We start from the raw sequence: 20898 nt of genomic DNA, 5'->3' as shown, positions 1-20898 counted from the left end.
AGGTGTTGGAATCCATCCTGTGGTTCATGAACGAGGGGGGACCCATAATGTGGGTGATCCTTGGGATGTCCATCTGCTCCACGGGGGTGTTCCTGGAGAGGTTCCTGCTCATGTGGTCCCTTCGAGGGCAGCTCAAAAGGGCGGACGGGCTGCTCAGGGGCCTATCCAACCCATCATCCCCGGATCAGCTGGACCGGACGATCCGGTCCGCGGGGGAGGGTACCCTGCCCCAAAGGCTCATGAGGGAGCTGATGAGCCTTTGGAACGCCGGGGCCCCGGCCATGAGGGAGGCGGGGAAGGTCTTCATAAGGGGGGAGCTGTTCAGCCAGCAGAGGGGGCTTGGATGGCTGGAGCTGTCCATTCGGCTCTCCCCCATGCTGGGGCTCCTCGGCACCGTTATCGGGATGGTTCGGATGTTCGGGGCCATAGACGCCGCGGGGGCCAACTCGTCAGAGGTGGCGGGGGGGATAAGGGTGGCGCTCTTCACCACCGTGGCGGGACTCTCCTGCGCCATACCATCCCTGGTGGGGCTCATGACCCTTCAGCACATGATCGAATGGTCCCAGGAGGCCATGAACCGTCTGGCCGACCTGCTGGTGCTGGCTCGAATTAAGGCGGGGGGACCGCTCCCCACGGACCGGGAGGAGGCGGCCAGCTTGGGGTGAGGCGCAAACGACTGGACATAGACATGACACCCCTGCTGGACGTGCTGTTCATCCTCATAATATTCTTCGTGATCACCTCCTCGTTCAGCCACCTAAACCTTCAGGAGGTCCTCCTCCCTCACGCCAAGGGCACACCAGCTGAAAAGGCGGGGAACTTCAAAATCCCCATGGTGGTCACAATCCTGGCGAACGGGACGATAACCGCGGAGGGGAAAGAGGTCACCCTGGAGGAACTCAAGGGTATGGCGCGATCCATGGACAAGGCAAGACCGGTGCTGATCGGGGCCCACAGGGACGTCCCCTACGGGAAGGTGATAGGGGTGCTGTGGGCCCTTCAGGAGGCGGGGGTCTCATCCCCGGGGCTACTCACGGAGGAACCAAGATGAGACGCCCCATGGGGATCTTCCTAAGCCTCCTGCTGCACGGGGCAGCGATCGCCGTCGCCGCATCCGGGCTGGGGATTAACGGGTCCCACCGATGGAAGCAGGGCAGCACCCCAAGGGCTATCACGGTATACATAGCCCCGGCGATCCCCCCGCAGCCCCCGGTGACCCACAAACCCCGCGGGGCTGCTGCGTGGTCAACACCCCATAAAACCGCCAAGGAGGACTCCACCGACGCTCCAAGGAGGCCAACGGAAACGAAGGTGGACGATGGCAAAACCGGTGGCAAGTCGATCGGCGGCCCCGCCCCGGGGTCTGGCTGGACGAGGCAGGCTAGATCCTCCTCGGATTCCCTCAGCACCGGGGACAGCAGCCCGGCGGAGCAGAAGGATGTTGCATCCCCCTTCGAGGGAGGGGGGACCACCGGGAGGAGCACCCAGGATGACCCCCCCAAGGGGATCCGAGGCGAAGAGGGACGCTACAGGGGGGATGAGGCGATAATCAAGGCGGTGCCCCCCTACCCCCTTTCCTCAAGGAAACGGGGGGAGGAGGGCACCGTTGTGATATCCCTTATCGTAAGACAGGGGTTGCCACAAAAGGGGGAGATCTACAGGTCCAGCGGTTACAGGGGGCTGGACCAGGCGGCCCTAACGGCAGCGCTTCTCTGGAGGTTCCCCGAGGACCTTAACGACCGGGTTTTGGTCCCCTTCCGCTTCAGCCTGAAGGACTGAGGGGCTGAAGGGAAGAAGAACCCGAACCTACCCTCTCCCCCAGCCCCTAAGGGCTAGAACCTGGCGTCCAGGGATATGTAAAGCCTGCGCTCCGGGGTAAGGTATCCGTTCCGGTCCAGCACGTACCTGCGATCGAACAGGTTGCTAGCACCCAACCTAAAGGTCACGTCCTTGGACGTGTAGGACATAAAGGCATCCACCAGGAACAGGTCCTCGTCGGAGTATCCGCGGCTATTGTTGGCTATGGCCCGGTCACCGTAGAAGCGACCGGTTACCCCGGCCCCCCACGACCCCCTGGCCCAGTTGAGGGAGCCGGTCACGTCCCACCTTGGATCCCCGGACCTGGACCAGGTGCCCCCGCTGAGCTCCTCCCCGTAGGTCCAGGAAATCCCCTGCTGGTAGTACATCTCCCCGGAGAGGTTCACCCGAAACATACCCTCAACCCCGTATGCCCTGTACTCGTCCAGGTTAACGTACTTACCCATCCAGGTAACCGGATCTGACCAGTACTTTATCTTGTCCTCCACATCGGTGTAGAAGACACCAAGGCTCCAGGAACGGTCTTTGCCCTTGACGCCCCCCTCGTAACTCCAACCCTTCTCGGGTCTTAGGGAGTAGTTGGGCTCGCCGAAGCTCCTCATGGGCATGTAAATCTGAAAGAAGCTGGGCATCACGAAGAACCTCCCGGCGGAAAGATACCAGAGCCTCCCAGTGGAATCCTCCCGGTAAAGGGAGACCTTCGGGGCCAGCTCCGACTGGTCCTCCCCCTCCTCCACGTGCCACCTCTCGTACCTAAGCCCAAGATCCGCGGTGAGATCCCCCAGCGGAACGGTGGTCTCCCCGTAGGCTATGATCCCGTCCCGCTTGAGGTCGTAAGGGTCGTTGTTGCCCCACGGGTTGTCCACGTTCAGGTAATCCGAGTCATCACGCCTTACCTCAAGCCCATAGGCGGCCCCATTGCCCCAAAGCCGCCCCCGTCCCTCCAGGGACAAACCCATGTTGCGGTCCCGGTAGTCGCTCCTGCCGCTGCTGTCAAAGACCTTCTTGGCGGACTCCCCGTAATAGCCCTTGAGCTTCATCCCACCCAACGGAACCGTCAAGGCCACCCGGGAGTAGCTGTTATCCTGGTGGTTATCGGCTCCATCGTAGGTCCAACGGGATGAATAATCCCCCCATTGGCTGGAAAACTCCCACCCCCTACCGGAGGCCGACCCGGCGGAAAGGCCGTAGTGGTTCGACCGGTAGTCCTTGGAGAAGTCCCTGAGGCCGTTGCCCCTAAGCCTTATCTCCCGCTCCCCCTCCTCCTCCCTGGAGTAAGATACCCTTGCCCACATGGAGCTGGATGCGGCGGCGGCGCTGAAGGACCCCATGCCGTAACCGCCGGAACCGGCGGTGAAACGTGCCTGGAAGGGGCCGCCAGGGCCGGAAGCCCCCTTCACGGTTATTACGTTTATGACCCCCGCGGCACCGTGGGAACCGTACAGGGCGGATGAGGCCCCCTTAACCACCTCCACCCTCTCCACGGAGCTTATGGGTATGGACCTCAGGTCAAAGGGGGCCCCCAACACCGCACCGGCGCCATAGCTGGATGTCATGAACGGCACCCCGTCCACCAGAAGCAGCGTCTCGGTGGTCATCCCCCTTATGGAGATGCCCTTGGACTGGGCCATGCCCGCGCCGTTCACAAGCCCAGACACCCCGGGCAGGGAGTCCAGGGCCTCCTGAAGGTTCTGGAAACCCCGGGAGGCCATGTCGGCGGAGGTTATGACGTACCCCTGGGAGGGCAGGTCCGCCAGCTGATCCGCCAACCTGGAACCGGTGACCTCCACCACCGGGACCTCCATCCCCCGAACGGGGAGAGGGGACGATAAGAGGGCAAGGAGCAGAGCCCCAAGACCCAAACGAACCAAAACATGGGATGAACATCTAAACCTGATCAACCGGATCACTCCTCAACACACGCAAGCAACTCCCTGACTTAAAATCAAACTAGAACGCCATGACACACAAGAGGGCAAGCTTAAGGCTGATGACCCCCTACATGCCATCACCTCCCCAAGAGCTTAGATCCAACGGACAGGCCTCATAAAAAAAGGAGCCCAAGGGCTCCGAACACGAAACATGCGTCCTCCCCCGCCCTCGAGGGGTGGACGCAACTCAAGGCACCGGTGCCAGTGTCGGGCTTGGACGCCAAAGGGCGCCCACACCGTAGCGGGGCTGCGCCGGATTCTCACCGGACTTCCTGAAACAGCCGGGCCTTTAAGCTTTGTTTTTTACAACCGCTACCCCCTCGGCACCCCTTGGGATGGCCATACCACCATAGGGCCACAGGGGGAAACGGTTACTTCTATGTTAACACTCGATGGGCATGGGATAATATTAAGTATCTTCTGAATAAGTCCCGCCCTTGGGAACCGCAGGGTTCAACCCACCCGAAAACCCAAGGCCCTACTCCATGGGCGGAGCGGATCCCGGCCCCTGCCCCAAGGATCTAAAGGCTGCAACGCTAAAGGGGGCCGGGAAGATCCGGCCCCCCTAAAGGCTGGTCTAGTTGCCCTTGCTCACCGGCTTACCAGTCGCCGCGATCTGCCCCCATCCGTCCTCCCCCAGGGCGTACCTCAGGGCCGCCTGGGAGGACAACAGGTCACATCGGGCGTCCACGAGGTCGTTCATGGCCTGTTCCAGCCTCACCCGGGCATCCATCACGTCCAGGTTGGTGCCCACCCGGGCCTCGTAGCGCCTGAGGGATATCCGGTGGTCCTCCGTGGCCTGCTCCACCATGACCTCCGCGGTCTTAACCCTCTCCCGGGCCTCCCTCAGGGACTCCAGGGCCTCCACGGTCTCCCGGCGTATCTCCAGCTTCATGTCCTCCACCCGGGACAGCAGGGATTCCGCCAAAGCCAGGGACTGACGGGCCTTGGCCCGGTTCTCCCCCCCGTCCCATGACCGCCACTGCAGGGTAAGGGAAAGGAGGTAGTCGTCCTTATCGGAGGGGAAGAAATGGGAACCCACCCTGTAAGCCTCCCCCTTGAACAGCAGCTGAGGCCTGTCCTGGCCTGCGGCGGCGTCCGCAAGGGCCTTGGCCTGGCGGTAGGACTCCTCCAAGGAACGGATCTCCGCCCGGCTCTCCGCCGCCAGATCCGGGAGATCCTGGGGCAGCTCCTCGGGCAGCAACGAGGCCGGCTGTTCCATCTCCCCGTCCCTGGGGACGGGGAAACCTGCCGCCCTGTCCAGGGCAGCGTATGCCCTTTGAACCGCCCCCTCGAGCCCTCATCAGGTTCAACCTGGCGTTGGAAAGGGCCACCTGAGCCCTTAACACCTCCGCCTTAGGCACCATGCCCACCCGGAAGAAGGCCTGAACCCTGGTCAGATACGCCTCGGACAGCTCCACCACCCTCTGGGCCACCTGGGCCTTGCCCTTGGCCCTCACCAGGGCAAGATAAGAGGCCCTGAGGCGGTAGAGAAGCCCCTCGACCCCCCGATCCCTGTCCGCCTTCGCCGCCTCCAACCCCGCTTGAGCGGCCCTAACCTGGCTCGTCACGGTACCCCCGGAGTAAAGGAGGTGGGTCAACGCAACCGAGGCCCTGTATGTCTCCTCGTAGCCCGTTATGGCTATACCTATGGGGACGTTGTCGAAATCGTACACCTTCCCCTTGGGGGCCTCCTGGGCCTTTGAACCGTATAGCACCAAGTCCAACTTGGGGGAAAGCCCCGCCCTGGCCTGCTGAACCTCAAGCTCTGCCCTCCTCACCGCCATATCAAGAGCCCTCACCGCCGGGTGAGATCCGAGCATCCTGGACTCCAGGTCCTCAAGCCGAACCACGCCGGCGAAGGCGGACGAGGATGAGCCTAGGATAATAAGGGATAGAAGGGCCAAAAGGCACCCCCTGCCGAGGCGATACACGGGCATCAAAGGGCCTCACCCCCAAAAAGGACCCCGCAGCTCCTCCTCCAAAGGGCCACCGCGTCCTCCACGTCAAACCACACCCATAGGTTGAACATGATCCCGTCGAACAATATGCAAAGAACCTCCTCCATACCGTCAGGGAGCCCTCCCGCCTCGGCGAGGACCCGGCGCATCTCCCCCATCATGCGGCTGCGAAGGGACCCCGTCAGGTCCCGCATGCCCTCAACCCCCCGGTGGGCCAAGAGCCGGAGCTCCAACCAGAGGGACAGGGAGTCCCGCTCCTTCCAAAGCAGCTGGAGAAAACCCTCCCCCTTCCGGACCGACATGGCAATCACGTCCTCCCCCTGGGCCGATCCATCCGCCAGGTAGGATACGATCCTGTCCACCTCGTCCTCCATGACCCGCTTGAACAGGTCGAACTTGCTGTGAAAGTGCCAATAGAAGGCCCCCTTGCTAACCCCGGCGGACCTTACTATGGAGTCCACCCCCGCCCCCTCGTAACCCCTCTGGGCGAAGATGATCCTCGCGCTGCTCATTATGGCGTCCTTGGCATCGGAGACCAAATAGACTCCCTCCTTCCAAAATCCGGCTAGGATGTTCTCAAAGACCGACCGGTCTGTCAAGTACCGCAAAGACAAAGGGGCCCCGAAGGGCCCCGAAGGAACTTGAAGACCCAGGCCAGCGAGGCCCAAGTCCACTAACGCTTGGAGTACTGGAACCGAGCCCGGGCTCCCGCCTGACCGAACTTCTTCCTCTCCACCATCCTGGGATCCCTGGTAAGGAGCCCCGCCTTCTTCAGCGCCGGACGAGCCTGGGGGTTCATCTTCAATATGGCCCGGGCAATCCCAAGCCTGATGGCCCCCGCCTGGCCGGTGAGACCGCCCCCATGGGCCCTCACCAACACGTCAACCTTGCCCTCCACGCCCGCCACCTTCAACGCCTCGAGGGCGTGAAGCTGCCAGGTGAACCGAGGCAGGTAGTCCCCGATCTCACGGTTGTTAACCTTCACCAGCCCCTGACCGGGACGGATCCTCACGCGGGCCACCGCGTTCTTACGCCTGCCGGTGCCCCAGAAGTACATGTTGGAAGCCTGCACCTTCTATTCCCCCCTCTTCCTTAAAGTTCCAAGGTCTCAGGCTTCTGGGCCCCGTGGGGATGGGTGGGACCCGCGTAGACCTTAAGCTTCTTGAACATGGCCCTGCCAAGCCGGTTCTTGGGCAGCATGCCCTTCACCACCCGCTCGATGAGCCTCTCGGGGTTGCTGTCCAGTATCTTGCCGTAGGACACGGACTTAAGACCCCCGGAGTAACCGCTGAACCGATGAACCATGGACTGCTCACGCTTCTTCCCCGTGAGCCCCACCTTCTCGGCGTTGATGACCACCACGAAATCCCCGGTGTCCACATGGGGGGTGTAGGTGGGCCTGTGCTTGCCGGACAAGACCAACGCTATCCGGGACGCAAGACGACCCAGATGCTTGTCCGTGGCGTCAATCACATACCACTTGCGCTCCACGGCTTCCTTCTTAGCCATGAACGATCTGGTGCCGATCATGGATTCTCCTCCTTCGCTGAAAAAAGACAGCATCTTCTTTTCTTCACATCTACTCAAAAGCGCAACCCAGCGTCAACCCAGCCCCATGCCCGCCGTGGGGGGTGGCGCGGCACAAAAACCGGAAAAACCACTAGATCACGCGCTTAAGCCTTGGATTGTCGGTAACACCGGGGATCCGGCCCCTCTTGGCCACGGGCCTCCCGTCCACCTCCTTTATGTCCATGGTCATGTCCCTCGGCGTGCCGTGGGCTATGTAACTGCCAACCCCAAAACCACAGGCCCCGGCATCCGCAAGGGCCCTTATCCTGTCGGGGTTCAAACCGCCGGACACGAACACCCCTACATGACCATAGCCGGCCATGGAAAGCCGGCACCGTACCTCCCGGACGAGATCAGGGGTCACCCCTCCTCGCTCCCCAGGAGTATCAAGTCTAACAGCGAAAAGCCTTTCTTTCAAGGCCTCCGCCACGGAAAGGGCCTCCTCCGCCTCATCCCGGAAGGTGTCCACCAGGATGGAACGCTTCTCCTGCTCCGGCAACACCCTGTCATAGGCCATGGCGACCTTCACGGTGTCTCCGGCTATCAATATGGCGGCGTGAGGGATGGTACCCCGGGGCTCCCTGCCGCCCAGCTTCGCCCCTAGAATGCAGCTCGCATCGGAACAGCCGCCGATCAAAGCGGACCTCTCCATCACAGGAGCACAGGAGGGATGCACGTGCCGGGCACCAAAACACAGGACCGGCAACCCCCCAGCGGCCTCCACGCAACGCCGGGCGGCGGTGGCCCAGCCGCTGGCACTGGACAGCATCCCCAGCAGGGTGGTCTCGTAAAGGCCGAACTCCCCATAGGGACCCCGGATCCTCATCACCACCTCCCGGGGGGCAAACTCCTCACCCTCCTCAAGGGCCTCCACGGAAACCCTGGCCCCCGCCTTGAGGAAAAGACGCCGCACCTCCTCAACCCCGCAGAAGACCCCGCCCTCCCGGGCGAAAACCTCCGCACAGACCTCCGCGTCCAGCCTACCAAGCTCCCGCAGAACGTCCCTGGTCTTGACGAAGTAAACGTCCGACGTCCAGCCCTCCACTACCTCCCCGTGATCCGCGGAGAAAAGCCGGTCACCGCTAACACTGAACTCAAGAACGTCCTCCATCCGGTCAACCCGGGAAGACAAGGCTCAAAACCCCCTCCTGAACGCCGCCCAAAGGGGCCGGCGGAACAAAAGAAAAAAGCTAGGATATGGCCACCAACACCAAAGACAACAGCATGAAGAGCCCCATCAAGACCGCCGATATCTTGGTAAGACCACTCATCCGCTGCCAGGCCCCAGAGTTGTCCTGCTGGGTCCCTCCACCGAACATGCCGGCGAAACCTCCGTTCTTCCGCTGCTGCATCAATATGGACCCCCCAAGGGCCACACATACCACCAACTGCAACAAAACCAAAAGGACCTTCACGTCCAGCACCCCCGAAAACCCGCGATTTAAAAAGCAAAAATACAACCTACCGCCCAGCGGACGGCTCAACCATGGATTCTATCACAAGGGGGGCAAATAGGGCCAGCTTTGCCGCCGCCCTTGCCCGGTGGGATATCCGGTCCTTAAGATCCCCCGCCTGAGCCAGGGTGACATCTACCCCCCGGGGGATGAAGACCGGATCGTACCCGAAACCGCCCTCCCCCTCAGGAGCACAGGCTATAGCACCCTCCAGCTCCCCACGGAACGAAAATGCCCTGCCATCCGGCAACAGCAGCACCGCCACGCACACAAACCGGGCCCACCGATCAGCCTCCCCGGCAAGACGACCCAAAAGCCACCTTATCCGGTCCTCATCGCAGGAACCCACCCGGGCGGAAAACACCCCGGGCCCCATGTCCAAGGCCCTCACCTCCAAGCCGGAGTCCTCCGCCAAGACCGGAAGCCCCGGGGATACCTCCGCGTAAGACCTGGCCTTCTTAAGGGCGTTCTCAAGGTAAGAGGCCCCGTCCTCCTCCACCTCCAACCTCTCACCCGGCAGCCTAAGACGTATCCCCCGCCCCCGAAGAAGCCCCTCCCATTCCCTCACCTTACCGGGGTTACCGGTGGCGAGGACCAACTCAGCGGCCCACGAGCTCTTCAAAGCTAGCCACCCCCAGCACCTCCAACTGAAGCCGGTGAAGACGCCTTATGCCCTCCTCCGCCGCCGAAAGCATGCGATCAAAGGTCTGCCGAGGGAAAAGAGCATCCTCCCCGGTGGCCTGAAGCTCCACGAACCGGCCGTCCTCCGCCATGACCACGTTGCAGTCCACCTGAGCGGCCGAATCCTCCTCGTAGCAAAGGTCCAAGAGCACCTCCCCGTCCACAAGGCCGGCGCTCACCGCCGCAACCTGATGCACCACCGGGAAACCCTTCACCACGCTCCGGTCCAACAACCACCGGCACGCATCCACCAGCGCCACGAAAGAGGCGGTTATCGCCGCGGTCCTGGTACCCCCGTCGGCCTGAAGCACGTCACAGTCGATCCACACGGTCCTCTCACCCAGGGCTTCAAGGTCCACCGAGGCCCGCAGGGACCTGCCTATGAGGCGCTGGATCTCCTGACCCCTGGCGTTCGGCCGACCCCGGCTTATCTCCCGCTGGGTCCTCTGATGGGTCGACCGGGGAAGCATGGCGTACTCGGCGCTCACCCACCCCTGACCAGTGCCCCTCAGGAACTGAGGCACCTTCTCCTCCACCGAGGCGGTGCAAAGCACGTGGGTGTTGCCCCACCTTATGAGCGCCGACCCCTCCGCGTACCGGTTGCACCCCCGGTCTATCTCCACGGGCCTTAGATCCATACAGCCCCTTCCGTCTATCCTTTCCATGCCTCAGCCCCCTATTGTTTCAAGGCCCAGGGCTTAGACAGGTCCACCACGGACTTGTCCGACACGTCCTGACCATCCACGTAAACCTTTACCTTCCTTATGGGGGGAAAGTTCTCCGCCACGGTCTTCACTATGCCGGTCATCACCAGCTGGGCCCTGTCCTTCCCAAGCGCCTTGAGCCCCTCCAGGAAAGACGAGCTTAGATCAAGGTAGAGCCACTCCCCGCTCCTAAAAAGGTGCAGCACCTGAACCGAACCCTTCATCCAACCGGAGCTGGTAAGCTCCGCCATGAAGAACTCCAAGACCCCCTTCATGGCCTCCTCATCGGTGGCCACCCCGGACACCTTGAACTCCTTGCCCTCCAGGGACGTCCCGGAAGGCAGGTACACCTCGTACCTGTCGGACTTGGACGCCGAATCCTCCGAAACGCCCTCAACGGATACCTCCTCCGGGGAGTTAACCGTGCCCCTAACGTTCCTGCCCCCGGAGTCCAGGTACTTGAAGGCCAGGGACGTGACTCCGTACCCCACCCCAAAGAATATGGCCACCAGGGACGCCCAAGCGATGACCCGGAACGGCAGCGGGGCCTTTCGCCCCTCCCGTCCCTCCTCGGGCTCCCTCCCCCTGTACCGGTCCCTTCCGTATCGATCCCTATCCCTTTGGCTGTCTTCCCTCCACATATGCCGATCCCCCATCGCTAGTCTGCAGAACTAACCTCCACGCCTCAACGGCGGCCTGTCTTAAGGTAATCCACAATCCCCTTGGCCAGGGCGGATGCCATCCGTCCCTGGAAAGCCGGGTCCCTTAGCAGCGCCGCGTCAGAGGGCTCCGATATGAACCCCATCTCCACCAGCACCGCCGGCATGGCAGCCCCTTTAAGCACGTAAAACGGCGCCTGGGCGACCCGCTTCATGTTGAGCCCCGAGGCCTTGCCGCTGCCGAAAAGGGCCTCCGCAAAGGAGGTGCTCACGTCTATCTTCTGGTTCTGCTGCATGTCCCCCAGTATCTGCATGAGTAGCCGGGTCTTCCTATCCATCCCGCCCTCGGACCCAGAGGAGTCCCCTATCTCCCGGTTCTCAAAGAGGGCTAGCCTCATGGCGTCCCGGTCCGTGGGAAGGGACATGAGATACAGCTCCACCCCCCGGGAGTGACGCCCCGGAGGAAGGGAGTTGCAGTGCAAGCTCAAGAACAGGTCCGCCTTCCACTGGTTCGCCAGCTGGGTCCGCTCCGAAAGCTTGAGGTACCGGTCGTCCTCCCTGGTGAGCCTCACGTCCACACCGTAGGCGCCAAGCACCTCCTTGAGCCTCAACGCCACCTGAAGGTTTATGTCCTTCTCCTTAAGACCGTTGCCCATGGCCCCCGGGTCCTTCCCCCCGTGCCCCGGATCCACCGCCACCACGGGCCTGTCCTTCCCCTTGAACACCCGCTCCACCGATATGAAGGACTGAACGGGCGCCTCGTCCCCCCTGCCGGCCTGCCCCTCCTTTGAGGCCTTCTTCTCCACCCCCCGGTCATCGGAGGAACCGGACGGGGAAGGACGAGAGACCCCGCTCACCACCTCATCACCACCCTGAGGGGAAGCGACGCTCCCGTCCGGGAAGTCCAGGACAAGCCTCACCGGCGAATCCAGCGTGAACTCCTTGACCGGCAGCCGGGAGGCCTTAAACGTCAAAGTGGTGGACGATCCGTAGGAAAGGATCGAACAGCTCACCACCTCCTGCCTGGGAGACGGGGGGATCAGCGACTGGGGAACCCCAAAGGGCAGTGAGACCTCAACACCCCTCGGGGTATGGGAGACCCTTACGTTCTCCGTGGACCCAAGCTCCAACACCGCCCTCACGAAGCCCTTCTGGACCCCCCACCGGAAGCTCTTTAGGGCCTGGGGGACCTCCATACCCCCCGGGGACGGGGGATTGGAGGCCTTGGCATTCCCGGCCCCAGGTTCTTTCTCCGCCTCCTTCCGGACAGGAGAAGCGGACACCGCCGCAGGACCATCCGAAAAACCCCGGAAGGCCAGGTCCCCCTTGAGACCACCGGACTTGAGGAACCCGTTGACGATCCCAAGGGCCCCCTTCTGCTCAACCCACCAGTGCCCCCCTTCCCCAAAGACCGGGTGCTCCAGGGGCACCACTGAGCCGTTGAGCCTTGCCACCGGCGAGTTCGCCCAGAACTCCAGCTTGCGGCCCCCCATCACCACCACCAGCCCGTCGGACCGGGGCTGCCACGAAAGGCCCAGGGAGGAGAGCATCACATCCGCCGCCACCAGAGTAAGACCTCCCTGCCGCTTGTAGGGCACATCCCCCTTCCGGGCCTCACCGTTCCACAGCACCATGAAACCCTCTTCCCGGGCATGGACCTCCGACGGGAAAGCACAGGCCATGATGCTCAAAAGAACCGCTAAAAGGACAAAACCAGATAACCCGCGACTCAACTTCTAAGACCCGCCTCCTTTAAGACCACCGGCACCGCCGCCAACACGTCCTCCCGGGATACGTCCCGGTGGGTCACCATCCGGATCCTTCCGTCCGGCAAAGCCCCCACAAAAACCCCCTTGCCCGCCAGGGCCCTCACAAAACCGCCAGGGGAAACCGAGCCAGGCAGGGAGAAGTAGACCATGTTGGTGGGGTTCGGCACCCTATGCACCTTCAACCCGCCGTCTTCAAGCCCCCTGGATAGGAGCGCCGCGTTCTCATGATCCTCATGCAGCCTGTCGATGCTCCTCAAAGCCACCAGCCCCGCGGCGGCCACAACCCCCGACTGCCTGAGCCCTCCACCCAAGCGCTTCCTCCAACCCCTGGCCTCGGCTATGAAGTCCGACGGGCCGCACAACACGGACCCCATCGGGGCCCCAAGGCCCTTGGAAAGACATATCATGACGGAGGTCACAGCCTCACCGTAAAGCCTGGCCTCGCAGCCCAAAGCGACACAGGCGTTAAAAAGCCTAGCCCCGTCCAGGTGCACGTAAAGCCCCTCCTCCCGGGCCTTAAGCGCCAGGGACCTAAAACGCTCGATCTCAACCGCCACCCCGCCGCAGGAGTTGTGGGTGTTCTCCAGGCACAACAACCTAGTTGGGGAGAAGTGCACGTTCCCGGAACCCCGCACCGCCGCCTTCACGTCCTCAAGGGCAGGGCACCCCGACGAGTCATCCACCACCGCGGGGAAGACACCACCCAGGGCGGACATGCCCCCCGCCTCGTAGTTGTACATGTGGGACATGGACCCCACTATGGCGGAGGTGCCCCTTGGACACCAGGTGAGCGCCGCGGTGAGGTTCCCCATGGTGCCGGAACATACGAAAAGGGCATCCTGAGTACCCAGCATGGAGGCACACTCCTCCTCCAGCCTCCGAACCGTGGGGTCCTCCCCGTATACGTCATCCCCCACCTCCGCCTCCGCCATGGCCCGCCTCATCTCCGGCGTGGGCCGGGTAACCGTGTCGCTCCTGAAATCCATGGGCATGAACAAATACCCCCCTAAAGGTCCACACCAAGCCTTGCCCAGGGGATCCAGGTGGGCTCCACGGGAACCCCCATGGACACCCAGGGCTTGTTTTCCCCGTGAAAGTCGGATCCTCCGGTGGGCACCAACGAGAGCTCCGCACACATCTGGAACAGCCTCAACGAGTCCTCCCGGGACGCGGAGGAGTGAAAACACTCCACCCCCCAAAGACCCATGGAACGCATCTCCACCACTAGCCGATACAGGTCGTCCCAACCAAGGCCGGTCTGAAGGGGATGGGCCATGACCGCAAGCCCCCCGGACTGCCTTATGAGATCTATGGCATCCCCAGGGGAGAGCCGGCGCCGGGACACGTAAGCGGGGGCACCACGCCCCAAAAACCGGTTGAAGGCATCCATGGGGTCCGATGCATAACCCTTTCTAACAAGCACACGGGCTATGTGGGGCCTGCCGACTAGGTCCGACCCGGCCTCACTCCTGGCCTCCTCCATGCTGACCGGGACCCCCAGGGCACTAAGCTTACTGCATATCCTGTGGTTCCTCTCCTCCCGACCCTCCCGAACCCAAGCCAAGGCCTCCTCCAAAGGGCCGCCGGAGCTCACCCGATAACCAAGCACGTGCAACGTGTAAGGGGCCTCCGCAGACACCTCAACCCCAGGGATGCCCTTAACCCTGTGCCTCCTGCAGGACCTCAGGAACTCCTCGTTGCCATCGGTGGTGTCGTGATCCGTAAGGGCCATAACCGACAAGCCAAGTCTACGGCCTAGCTTCGGCAGATCCGAGGGCTTAACGGTCCCATCGGAACAGGTGCTGTGCAGGTGAAGGTCAACCCATATCATGATGGGACAAGCGGGATGATGGTCAACCCCCGGACAATCAAAAAGCCCCCCCGAAGGAGGGCCAACGGGGCCTTCGGAGATCTCACTCCTCCCCTTCCTCCTCCTCCTGGACCAGGTCGTCTATGTCGAAAAGACCAGCCAGGTCAAGAAGGACTATGAGACGACCGTCCTCCAGCTTGGCCACCCCCTGGACGTAGTCCCTGCCTATACCCACATCGGTGCCAACTCCGGACTCCACCTGACCGTCGTGGATGGTACGGACCTCCCGAACCGCATCGACCAAAACCCCAAAGAGTATGTCCTGGTACTCCGCCACCACTATCCTGGAGTCACTGGTCTTCTGAGAGGGGGCATTACCCATCTTCACCGCCATGTCCAACACCGGTATTACGGTGCCCCGGAGGTTTATGACCCCCCGCACGTAGGAAGGAGCGTTGGGGACCCTGGTTATGGAAGGGGGAACGTGCACGATCTCCCTAACCATGTTCACATCCAAACCGCAATACTCCCCAACAAGATCGAACACCAAGAGGATCCTCTCGGCCCCTCGGGACTCCGCATCAGTCTTAACGGCCCCCCTGCTAAGGGTTCCTGCCTCAGTCATGGGTCATCCCTCCCTGTTTTCTATCCTGTCCTTTGCGCTCCCGCTTATCATTGTACATCCTTTCGTCCGCAAGGCGTATCAGCTGATCCCCATCGGAACCGTCATCGGGGAAAACTGAATAACCCAAATCCACATAAAGATTATATTCTATACCAAGGTCCAGGGAAGCCACCAAATCCTTCAACATCAGGCATAACCTGGCCACCTTGGCCTCGTCCACATCCCAAACCAACATCACGAACTCGTCTCCCCCGTAGCGGGCGAAGAAATCCACGTCACAGGTCCTGCGGTCCACCGCCTTGGCGAACCTCTTCAGCACCTCGTCCCCGGTGGAGTGGCCGAAACGGTCGTTAATACCCTTGAAGTTTCCGAGGTCCATCATCACCACCGCAAACTTAACCCCCCTGGATCTCGCCCGGTGAAGCATCTCCGCCAAACGGATCTTGAAGCTCCTTATGTTGGGCACCCCGGTGAGCACGTCCCTCATGGACTCCACCTTCACCCGTTCCACCAGCTCCAACAAGCGCCACACCGTCGCCATGTGCCCCGCCAGTATGGTGAAGAGCTCCTCCTCCTTGGGACCGAACGCGGCCTCCGCCTCGTCCTCTATGCAGAGGACCCCGTAGATCTTACCGTGAATGGCGATGGGGACGTCCAGCTGGCTCCTAACCGTGGGGATCAAGGGGATCCACTCCTTCGTCTTCGCCACGTCCGGGGTGTTCTGAAGGACCCCGTTCCTGGCCGATCGGGACACCAGTGAAGTACCCTGGCTCAAAACCCGGTTAACCGCCTCCGGGTCCTCATAACTGTGGGATGAGGCCATCACCGACACACCGCCTTCGGGGGTCTCCAGCTTGAAAACCGTCACCGCCCGGTAACCGAGCCGCTCCGCCACCATGTACACCACGGACCTAACCATCTCATCCAGGCTGCCGCAGAAGGCCATCTCCTGGACGATGTCGTGCAGCATCCGGATCTCCCTCATCCTGAGGTCCAGATCCCTCAGGTGGTAGGAGTGCTCCAGCATGAACCCAAGGTACCTCGCCACCCCCTCCATCAGCTTGACGTCCTCGGCGTTGAAGCGGAAGGGCCTCTCGTCCTGGAGGTCCAGAAGCCCCAGAACCTCCCCGGAAGAGGAGGTTATGGGCGTGGACATCTCCGATCGAATGGCGCTGTGGCCGGTCCGGTATAGGGGATCCCGGGATGTGTCATTGCAGAGGTAGGTCCTCCGGTTCTCCAGGACCCACCCCCATATACCCTCCAACTTTGACATGGGGAGCCTCCACACCGAGCTGTCCTGCGGAAGCCCCCTGAAGGCCTTGAGCTCAAACGCCGGATCCTCCCGGTTGTCAGAACGGACCAGAAGATAGACGTTGGGGTAACCGAGGGAGGATACGGCCTCCACTATGCACGAACAGAGCCCCTCTAGGTCCATGAAGGCCGAATGCCCCCTCATTATGGAGAGCAGGGCCTCCGCCACCTTGGCGTTGCGCCTCGCCTCCTTGAGGGCCCTCTCCCGCTGCAGAACCGCCCTGTCCAAGGCCTTTATCCGCTGGGCATCGGAACCGGAGGCGTCCCTCTCACGCCGGAGGGCGTTCTCCAGCTCCATCCGGTCCTCGATACCGGAGAGGACGTAGGATAGAAGCGAACCTATGACGGATACGAACCAAAGATCCCGACGCTCCAAGATAAACGGGGACTCCACGTTCAAAACCCCTATCCTCTTGCCCCCAAGCTGCAGGGGAACCGAGACCTCGGATCTCACCTCCGCATCGCTGGGAACGTAGTCCCGGTCGGACCTCACGTCCTTCACCAACGTCCCCTTGCCTCCGGTGAAAGCCCGCCAAACCACCCCGGTCCCACGGGGCAGCTGAAGCCCGATCTCGAAGTTCCCAGACCCCGCCACCTGAACCAACACATCAATATCCTTCTTGTAAATGAACACGGAGACGTAGCGGTAGCGGGATATACAGGATAAGGACCGCACCGCCACCCTGCAGGCCTCCTCCGGGTCCCCCGCCGGAGGACAGCTGGTGGCAAGAGTCGCTCAACACCTTTATGAGCCTGTCGTTGAACACCCCCATCCTCAAACGCCAAAGGACCGGGAGCACTACGGTGCCCAACAAAGCCGTCAGATCACCAAGGGGAAGCCCCCTCGTGGCGGACAGGAAGGAAACCATCCCCACCGTGAGCAAGAACCATATCCAGCCGGGAATCCCACAGCGATCCCATAGGAGGACCACCATCGCCACGCCGAAGAACCCCAACAGGGACGGCTGCCCCTTCCAAAAGGCAACGCCAAAACCCACCAGGAGCACCAACAGGATGAGCCAGTCCAGAAGCCAATGAAGCCTCAGGAAAAGCTTAGAACCGGTCGCCCTAGAGAATCGGCTTTTGAGGGGGGAACGCCAGCTAGAGGGGCTCACTATGAATGACCTCTCCGTCAAGATTGACTATAAAGACCGCGGACGAAGCGACCACCCCAAAGCTCGCGGGGTCCTTGCCCTTTGGAAGGCTTAGAGAGCCGGGGTTCACGAACACCGTATCCCCCTCCCTCACCACCGAAGCCACATGGGTGTGCCCGGACAGGGCAAGGCGAAAACCCCCGGCCAACGCCTCCTGCCGGAAGGATGAGAAATCGTCCCCGTGGGCCGCTATGCCCGTCAAACGGTCCCACCAAAAGGCAAAGCGATCCACCATCACCCTAGGAGAGGACATCAACTGATCAACCGGGGCATCGCAATTGCCGCGCACCAAAACCACGGGGACCGGAGCGGAGCGGACGAGCTCTCCAAGACCCTTGGGATCATATCCCTCCGGCAAAGGGTTCCTCGGACCGTGGTAGAACAGGTCCCCGCAGTGAAGGAGAAACGACGCCCCACCAAGATAGGCCTCAAGACGGCGCCATGCCTTGGCGCTCCCGTGAACATCGCTGCACACCACAAAGAACCTTTCCCCCCACGGAACTCCTAAGGCCGCGGACATCCCAGCACCCCCCATGTCTGCGCATGATCGCAGGACTTATGACCCTAATCTCCTTAAAGATTATAAAGTCACCCCCTTCCCTTTGGAAGGAAAGATCTCAAGAAAGGAGCCTCACCAGAAGATATTAACAATCCCATGAAACCCGCCGCCGTTCGACCCGCAAGGGGCTCCAAAGTGGATTGATCGATGATCCCCAAACCCTGTAGGTGCCAACTGAACACCTAGTTTCAAGAGGGAGGGAGGAAAAACACAAGGCAGCCGGAACCGGTCACCGTTCCAGCTGCCTTGCCGTGCTTTCAGCTGTTGTGAATGTCCACAGGGGTACAGGGGAGGCCTACGCTCCAACTACCCCTTGATGGCCAGCGTCTCCCCTTGGTCGTGCTTGAACTTGGCCACCAGGGTCTCCAGCTTCTCCGCGGTCTGGCTCAAGGCCTGGGCCTCCTGGGCCACCGCCTCGCTGGCCCTGGCGGTCTCCTCGCTGGAGCTCTTTATGAGCTCCACCGCGCTGGTGGTCTCCAACGTGCCCTGGGTGGCGCTGTCTATCCCACGGGCTATCTCCTGCGCCGCCGCCGCCTGCTCCTCCGACGTGGCCGCTATGTTCTGCATCACGTCGTTCACCGTCTTTATGTGCTCAAGCACACGCCTTAATCCCTCCGACGAATCGTGGGCCCGGCGCACCGTCTCCTCCATGGACCTCTTCGACTGCTCCGTGGCCCTCAGGGACTCCTCGGTGTTCGCCTGCAGCGGCCCTATGAGGTCCTCAACCTCCTTCGCCGCCATCCCGGACTCCTCCGCAAGCTTGCGCACCTCCTCCGCCACCACCGCAAAGCCCCGGCCCGCCTCGCCTGCCCTGGCCGCCTCTATCGCCGCGTTCAGCGCCAAAAGGTTCGTCTGGTCCGCTATGGACCTTATGGTGCTCACAAAACCGGATATGGAGCTCACGGACTCCGCCACCTTCCGGATCCTCTCATAGGTCCTCTCGGACTCGGATCCCAGGGCGGTTATGGCCCTCACCACCTCCTCCACCTGACCTATGGCCCTCTCGGAAAGAACCGACATCTGGCTCGTGGCCTCCGCTCCCTCCGTGGCGGAGTTCGCCGCCTGCTGGGCGCCGCTGGACACTTCCTCTATCCCCGCGTTGGTCTCCTGCAGCGCCGCGGAGTTCTCCTGCATCAGCGACGACACCCGGTCCACCGACGCCTTTACCTCCTCCACCGACGCCACCTGCTCCTCCGACAGGGCCGCCAAATTCTCCGCCGACGACGCCGCCCGGTCCGACTCCCGGCGGATCTCCCCTATGGTGTGCCTCAGGTTATCCAAAAGGTGCATCATGGACCTCGCCATGTGCCCTATCTCGGTGTCGCTTCCCGCCTCCTTCCGGAGCCACTCCTCGTCCTCCCCCCTCCTCAAGTCCAGCTCCCCAAGGCGCCCTATGGCCCGGCTTATCCGGTCTATGGGGGTTATTATCCCCCGGCACAGCCACCACAGCATGCCCACCAGCCCAAGGAGGGTGAAGAGCCCAAGGACAAGCTGCTTCAGCGCCACGGACATGACCATCCGGTTGAGGTCCGCGGTGGGGAACACCACGCACACCACGAAACCCCACCGGGAGTGGTAGAAGAAGTTCCTCCGGCCCGCTCCCAGGAACTTGTAGTCCACGAAGCCCCCGGGCTTAGTTGACAGTATCACCTGCCCCGCCCGGGCGTACTCCTCGCTGACCAGGGAGCTGGGCTTGGAGATGTTCTCCTTCATGATCATCTCCTTCTTGGGGTTCGCCAGGAACACCCCGTCCTCGGTGGTCAAAAGCCCAAGCCCCCTGCCCATTATCTTGTACTGGGTCACCTGGTCGGACAGGCTGTTGAGCTTCACGTCCACCGCCGCAACACCCAGAAGCCGGCCGTCGCTCCCCTTCACCGGGGTGGAAACGGTGATTAGAAGGTCCCCGGTCCCAGCATCCACGTAGGGGGCCGAGAGGGTGGTCTTACCCGCCGCCAGGGCCCCTACATACCAGTCCCGCTTCCTTGCATCGTAATCCCCGGGCTCCTTCCACCCCACGCCGCTGGCGAGCCTCCCGTCGGACTCAAACCCTACGTAAACCTCGAAGATGTTGGGATCCTTTGATACCCTGCTGAAAATACGCATCATCAGGGGCTCCAAAGCGTCGTCGGTGCTGGAGCCCTTCTCGATCTCATGGGCCGCCGCCTGGGCTGCGGTCTGTGCTACGGCGGCGAGCCGGTCGAAGTACAGGTCTATCTGCTCCGCCCGGTCCTTTATGGTCTCCAACCCCGTCTCGTTCACCTGTTGGTTCAGCACCCGGTAGCTGTTGAAGGCCACCACCGCCACCATCAATGCCATTAGCGCCGCAGCACCAAGGGCCAAAAGGAACAGCTTCCTCCTTATGGACATCACAACCAACCTCCTAAGCAAATCTCAACCCAAGACACTCGCCTTAACAGTTAGTTTATGTGGGCACCCAGTGAATTATAGTAAATAAACATAAAGGAGTGAATGGATTAATCTTAAATCCTACTCAAGGATCGTCTATCCTCGGCCAACGGATTTATATCCCCGTAACATCTCTAAAAACAGAAGGTTGTTTTAACCATTAAAGAGGTTATTGAACTAAAAACCAAAGGGTACGTTTATATGATGTTTACATAACAAATACATCGGTTTAGCCACCGGGCTTGGGAATTATATTCCAAGGGTTTCTTTACCAAACCAGCGCCCCGTGTTCTTGGGCGGGGAAAAAAAACCACGGCCTTCCTGTTTGTCAGGAAGGCCGTTTTAAGAAAGGACCGGCGGCGACCTACTCTCCCACGGGTACCCCCCGCAGTACCATCGGCGCTGGAGGTCTTAACTGCCGGGTTCGGCATGGAACCGGGTGTTTCCCCTCCGCTATGGCCACCGGAAATCTTGTGCAACCCTTTGG

21 protein-coding genes, 1 rRNA gene, 1 pseudogene and 1 riboswitch are annotated in these 20898 nt (G+C 61.7%); of the genes and pseudogenes, 3 read left to right on the top strand and 20 right to left on the bottom strand.

Annotation, left to right across the window (positions count from 1 at the left end; translation table 11 throughout):
• Nucleotides 1-2 precede the first annotated feature (2 nt).
• From THEVEDRAFT_RS01230 to THEVEDRAFT_RS09095, 3 genes are read left to right on the top strand one after another with little or no spacing between them, the layout of a single operon-like run.
• Nucleotides 3-665, top strand: coding sequence for a MotA/TolQ/ExbB proton channel family protein (locus THEVEDRAFT_RS01230; protein ID WP_040825093.1), 663 nt, complete (start codon nt 3-5; stop codon nt 663-665).
• Nucleotides 662-1051: an ExbD/TolR family protein gene (locus THEVEDRAFT_RS01225; protein ID WP_006582914.1), complete on the top strand. Its 390-nt coding sequence runs from the start codon at nt 662-664 to the stop codon at nt 1049-1051. The genes THEVEDRAFT_RS01230 and THEVEDRAFT_RS01225 overlap by 4 nt, the downstream gene beginning before the upstream one ends.
• Entirely contained in the window at nt 1048-1779 is a 732-nt protein-coding gene (locus tag THEVEDRAFT_RS09095; protein ID WP_006582913.1) for an energy transducer TonB, read from the top strand. The genes THEVEDRAFT_RS01225 and THEVEDRAFT_RS09095 overlap by 4 nt, the downstream gene beginning before the upstream one ends.
• Nucleotides 1780-1832: 53 nt before the next feature.
• Here THEVEDRAFT_RS09095 and THEVEDRAFT_RS01215 read toward each other — a convergent pair whose 3' ends face one another.
• The 20 genes and pseudogenes from THEVEDRAFT_RS01215 to rrf form a co-directional block, all read right to left on the bottom strand.
• Nucleotides 1833-3728 carry a TonB-dependent receptor plug domain-containing protein gene (locus THEVEDRAFT_RS01215; protein WP_425358265.1) on the bottom strand — a complete coding sequence of 632 codons (1896 nt, stop codon included), beginning with the start codon at nt 3726-3728 and terminating at the stop codon, nt 1833-1835.
• Nucleotides 3729-3898: 170 nt separating this feature from the next.
• A riboswitch (adenosylcobalamin (AdoCbl) riboswitch) is annotated at nt 3899-4050 on the bottom strand.
• Nucleotides 4051-4326: 276 nt separating this feature from the next.
• Nucleotides 4327-4971, bottom strand: coding sequence for a TolC family protein (locus THEVEDRAFT_RS09735; RefSeq protein WP_245522686.1), 645 nt, complete (start codon nt 4969-4971; stop codon nt 4327-4329).
• A 127-nt stretch (nt 4972-5098) separates the two neighbouring features.
• Nucleotides 5099-5536 (bottom strand): annotated as a pseudogene (locus THEVEDRAFT_RS09730) (TolC family protein); the annotation flags it as partial.
• 152 nt (nt 5537-5688) lie between these two features.
• Nucleotides 5689-6309: a TetR/AcrR family transcriptional regulator gene (locus THEVEDRAFT_RS10055; protein ID WP_281054548.1), complete on the bottom strand. Its 621-nt coding sequence runs from the start codon at nt 6307-6309 to the stop codon at nt 5689-5691.
• A gap of 74 nt (nt 6310-6383) precedes the next feature.
• Nucleotides 6384-6782 (bottom strand): 30S ribosomal protein S9, encoded by a 399-nt coding sequence (rpsI, locus tag THEVEDRAFT_RS01200; protein WP_006582909.1) that lies wholly within the window; start codon nt 6780-6782, stop codon nt 6384-6386.
• Nucleotides 6783-6802: 20 nt separating this feature from the next.
• On the bottom strand, nt 6803-7240 hold the full coding sequence (gene rplM, locus THEVEDRAFT_RS01195; RefSeq protein WP_006582908.1) for a 50S ribosomal protein L13: 438 nt from the start codon (nt 7238-7240) through the stop codon (nt 6803-6805).
• A 130-nt stretch (nt 7241-7370) separates the two neighbouring features.
• On the bottom strand, nt 7371-8390 hold the full coding sequence (locus THEVEDRAFT_RS01190; RefSeq protein ID WP_040825553.1) for a nicotinate phosphoribosyltransferase: 1020 nt from the start codon (nt 8388-8390) through the stop codon (nt 7371-7373).
• Nucleotides 8391-8469: 79 nt separating this feature from the next.
• Nucleotides 8470-8694, bottom strand: a complete 225-nt coding sequence (gene secG, locus THEVEDRAFT_RS01185) for a preprotein translocase subunit SecG (RefSeq protein ID WP_006582906.1) — start codon at nt 8692-8694, stop codon at nt 8470-8472.
• A 46-nt stretch (nt 8695-8740) separates the two neighbouring features.
• Complete coding sequence (locus THEVEDRAFT_RS01180; protein ID WP_006582905.1) at nt 8741-9355, bottom strand: non-canonical purine NTP pyrophosphatase; 615 nt, start codon at nt 9353-9355, stop codon at nt 8741-8743.
• A complete protein-coding gene (rph, locus tag THEVEDRAFT_RS01175; RefSeq protein WP_006582904.1) occupies nt 9333-10079 on the bottom strand; it encodes a ribonuclease PH in 747 nt (248 codons plus the stop codon). Before rph ends, THEVEDRAFT_RS01180 begins: the two co-directional genes overlap by 23 nt.
• An 11-nt stretch (nt 10080-10090) precedes the next feature.
• Nucleotides 10091-10759, bottom strand: a complete 669-nt coding sequence (locus THEVEDRAFT_RS01170) for a GerMN domain-containing protein (protein WP_006582903.1) — start codon at nt 10757-10759, stop codon at nt 10091-10093.
• A 44-nt stretch (nt 10760-10803) separates the two neighbouring features.
• A complete protein-coding gene (locus tag THEVEDRAFT_RS01165; RefSeq protein WP_006582902.1) occupies nt 10804-12510 on the bottom strand; it encodes an N-acetylmuramoyl-L-alanine amidase in 1707 nt (568 codons plus the stop codon).
• Nucleotides 12507-13538, bottom strand: coding sequence for a threonine aldolase family protein (locus THEVEDRAFT_RS01160; RefSeq protein ID WP_006582901.1), 1032 nt, complete (start codon nt 13536-13538; stop codon nt 12507-12509). The genes THEVEDRAFT_RS01165 and THEVEDRAFT_RS01160 overlap by 4 nt, the downstream gene beginning before the upstream one ends.
• Before the next feature lie 14 nt (nt 13539-13552).
• A complete protein-coding gene (locus THEVEDRAFT_RS01155) occupies nt 13553-14377 on the bottom strand; it encodes a PHP domain-containing protein (protein ID WP_006582900.1) in 825 nt (274 codons plus the stop codon).
• Nucleotides 14378-14459: 82 nt separating this feature from the next.
• The gene (locus THEVEDRAFT_RS01150) at nt 14460-14981 is read right to left on the bottom strand and encodes a chemotaxis protein CheW (RefSeq protein WP_006582899.1); all 522 of its coding nucleotides are present in this window, start codon (nt 14979-14981) and stop codon (nt 14460-14462) included.
• On the bottom strand, nt 14974-16974 hold the full coding sequence (locus THEVEDRAFT_RS01145; protein WP_006582898.1) for a GAF domain-containing protein: 2001 nt from the start codon (nt 16972-16974) through the stop codon (nt 14974-14976). Before THEVEDRAFT_RS01145 ends, THEVEDRAFT_RS01150 begins: the two co-directional genes overlap by 8 nt.
• A complete protein-coding gene (locus THEVEDRAFT_RS09540; protein ID WP_040825090.1) occupies nt 16901-17407 on the bottom strand; it encodes a hypothetical protein in 507 nt (168 codons plus the stop codon). Before THEVEDRAFT_RS09540 ends, THEVEDRAFT_RS01145 begins: the two co-directional genes overlap by 74 nt.
• Complete coding sequence (gene yfcE / locus THEVEDRAFT_RS01135; RefSeq protein WP_245522685.1) at nt 17394-17981, bottom strand: phosphodiesterase; 588 nt, start codon at nt 17979-17981, stop codon at nt 17394-17396. The genes THEVEDRAFT_RS09540 and yfcE overlap by 14 nt, the downstream gene beginning before the upstream one ends.
• A 330-nt stretch (nt 17982-18311) precedes the next feature.
• A complete protein-coding gene (locus tag THEVEDRAFT_RS10050) occupies nt 18312-20372 on the bottom strand; it encodes a methyl-accepting chemotaxis protein (RefSeq protein ID WP_006582896.1) in 2061 nt (686 codons plus the stop codon).
• Nucleotides 20373-20762: 390 nt separating this feature from the next.
• Nucleotides 20763-20878: ribosomal RNA gene (gene rrf / locus THEVEDRAFT_RS01125) — 5S ribosomal RNA — on the bottom strand.
• Between the last annotated feature and the right edge of the window lie 20 nt (nt 20879-20898).

This window comes from Thermanaerovibrio velox DSM 12556 (genome assembly GCF_000237825.1).
Lineage (GTDB): Bacteria > Synergistota > Synergistia > Synergistales > Synergistaceae > Thermanaerovibrio > Thermanaerovibrio velox.
Note: the sequence above shows the minus strand (reverse complement) of the source record. Positions and strands in the feature narration are given on the sequence as shown.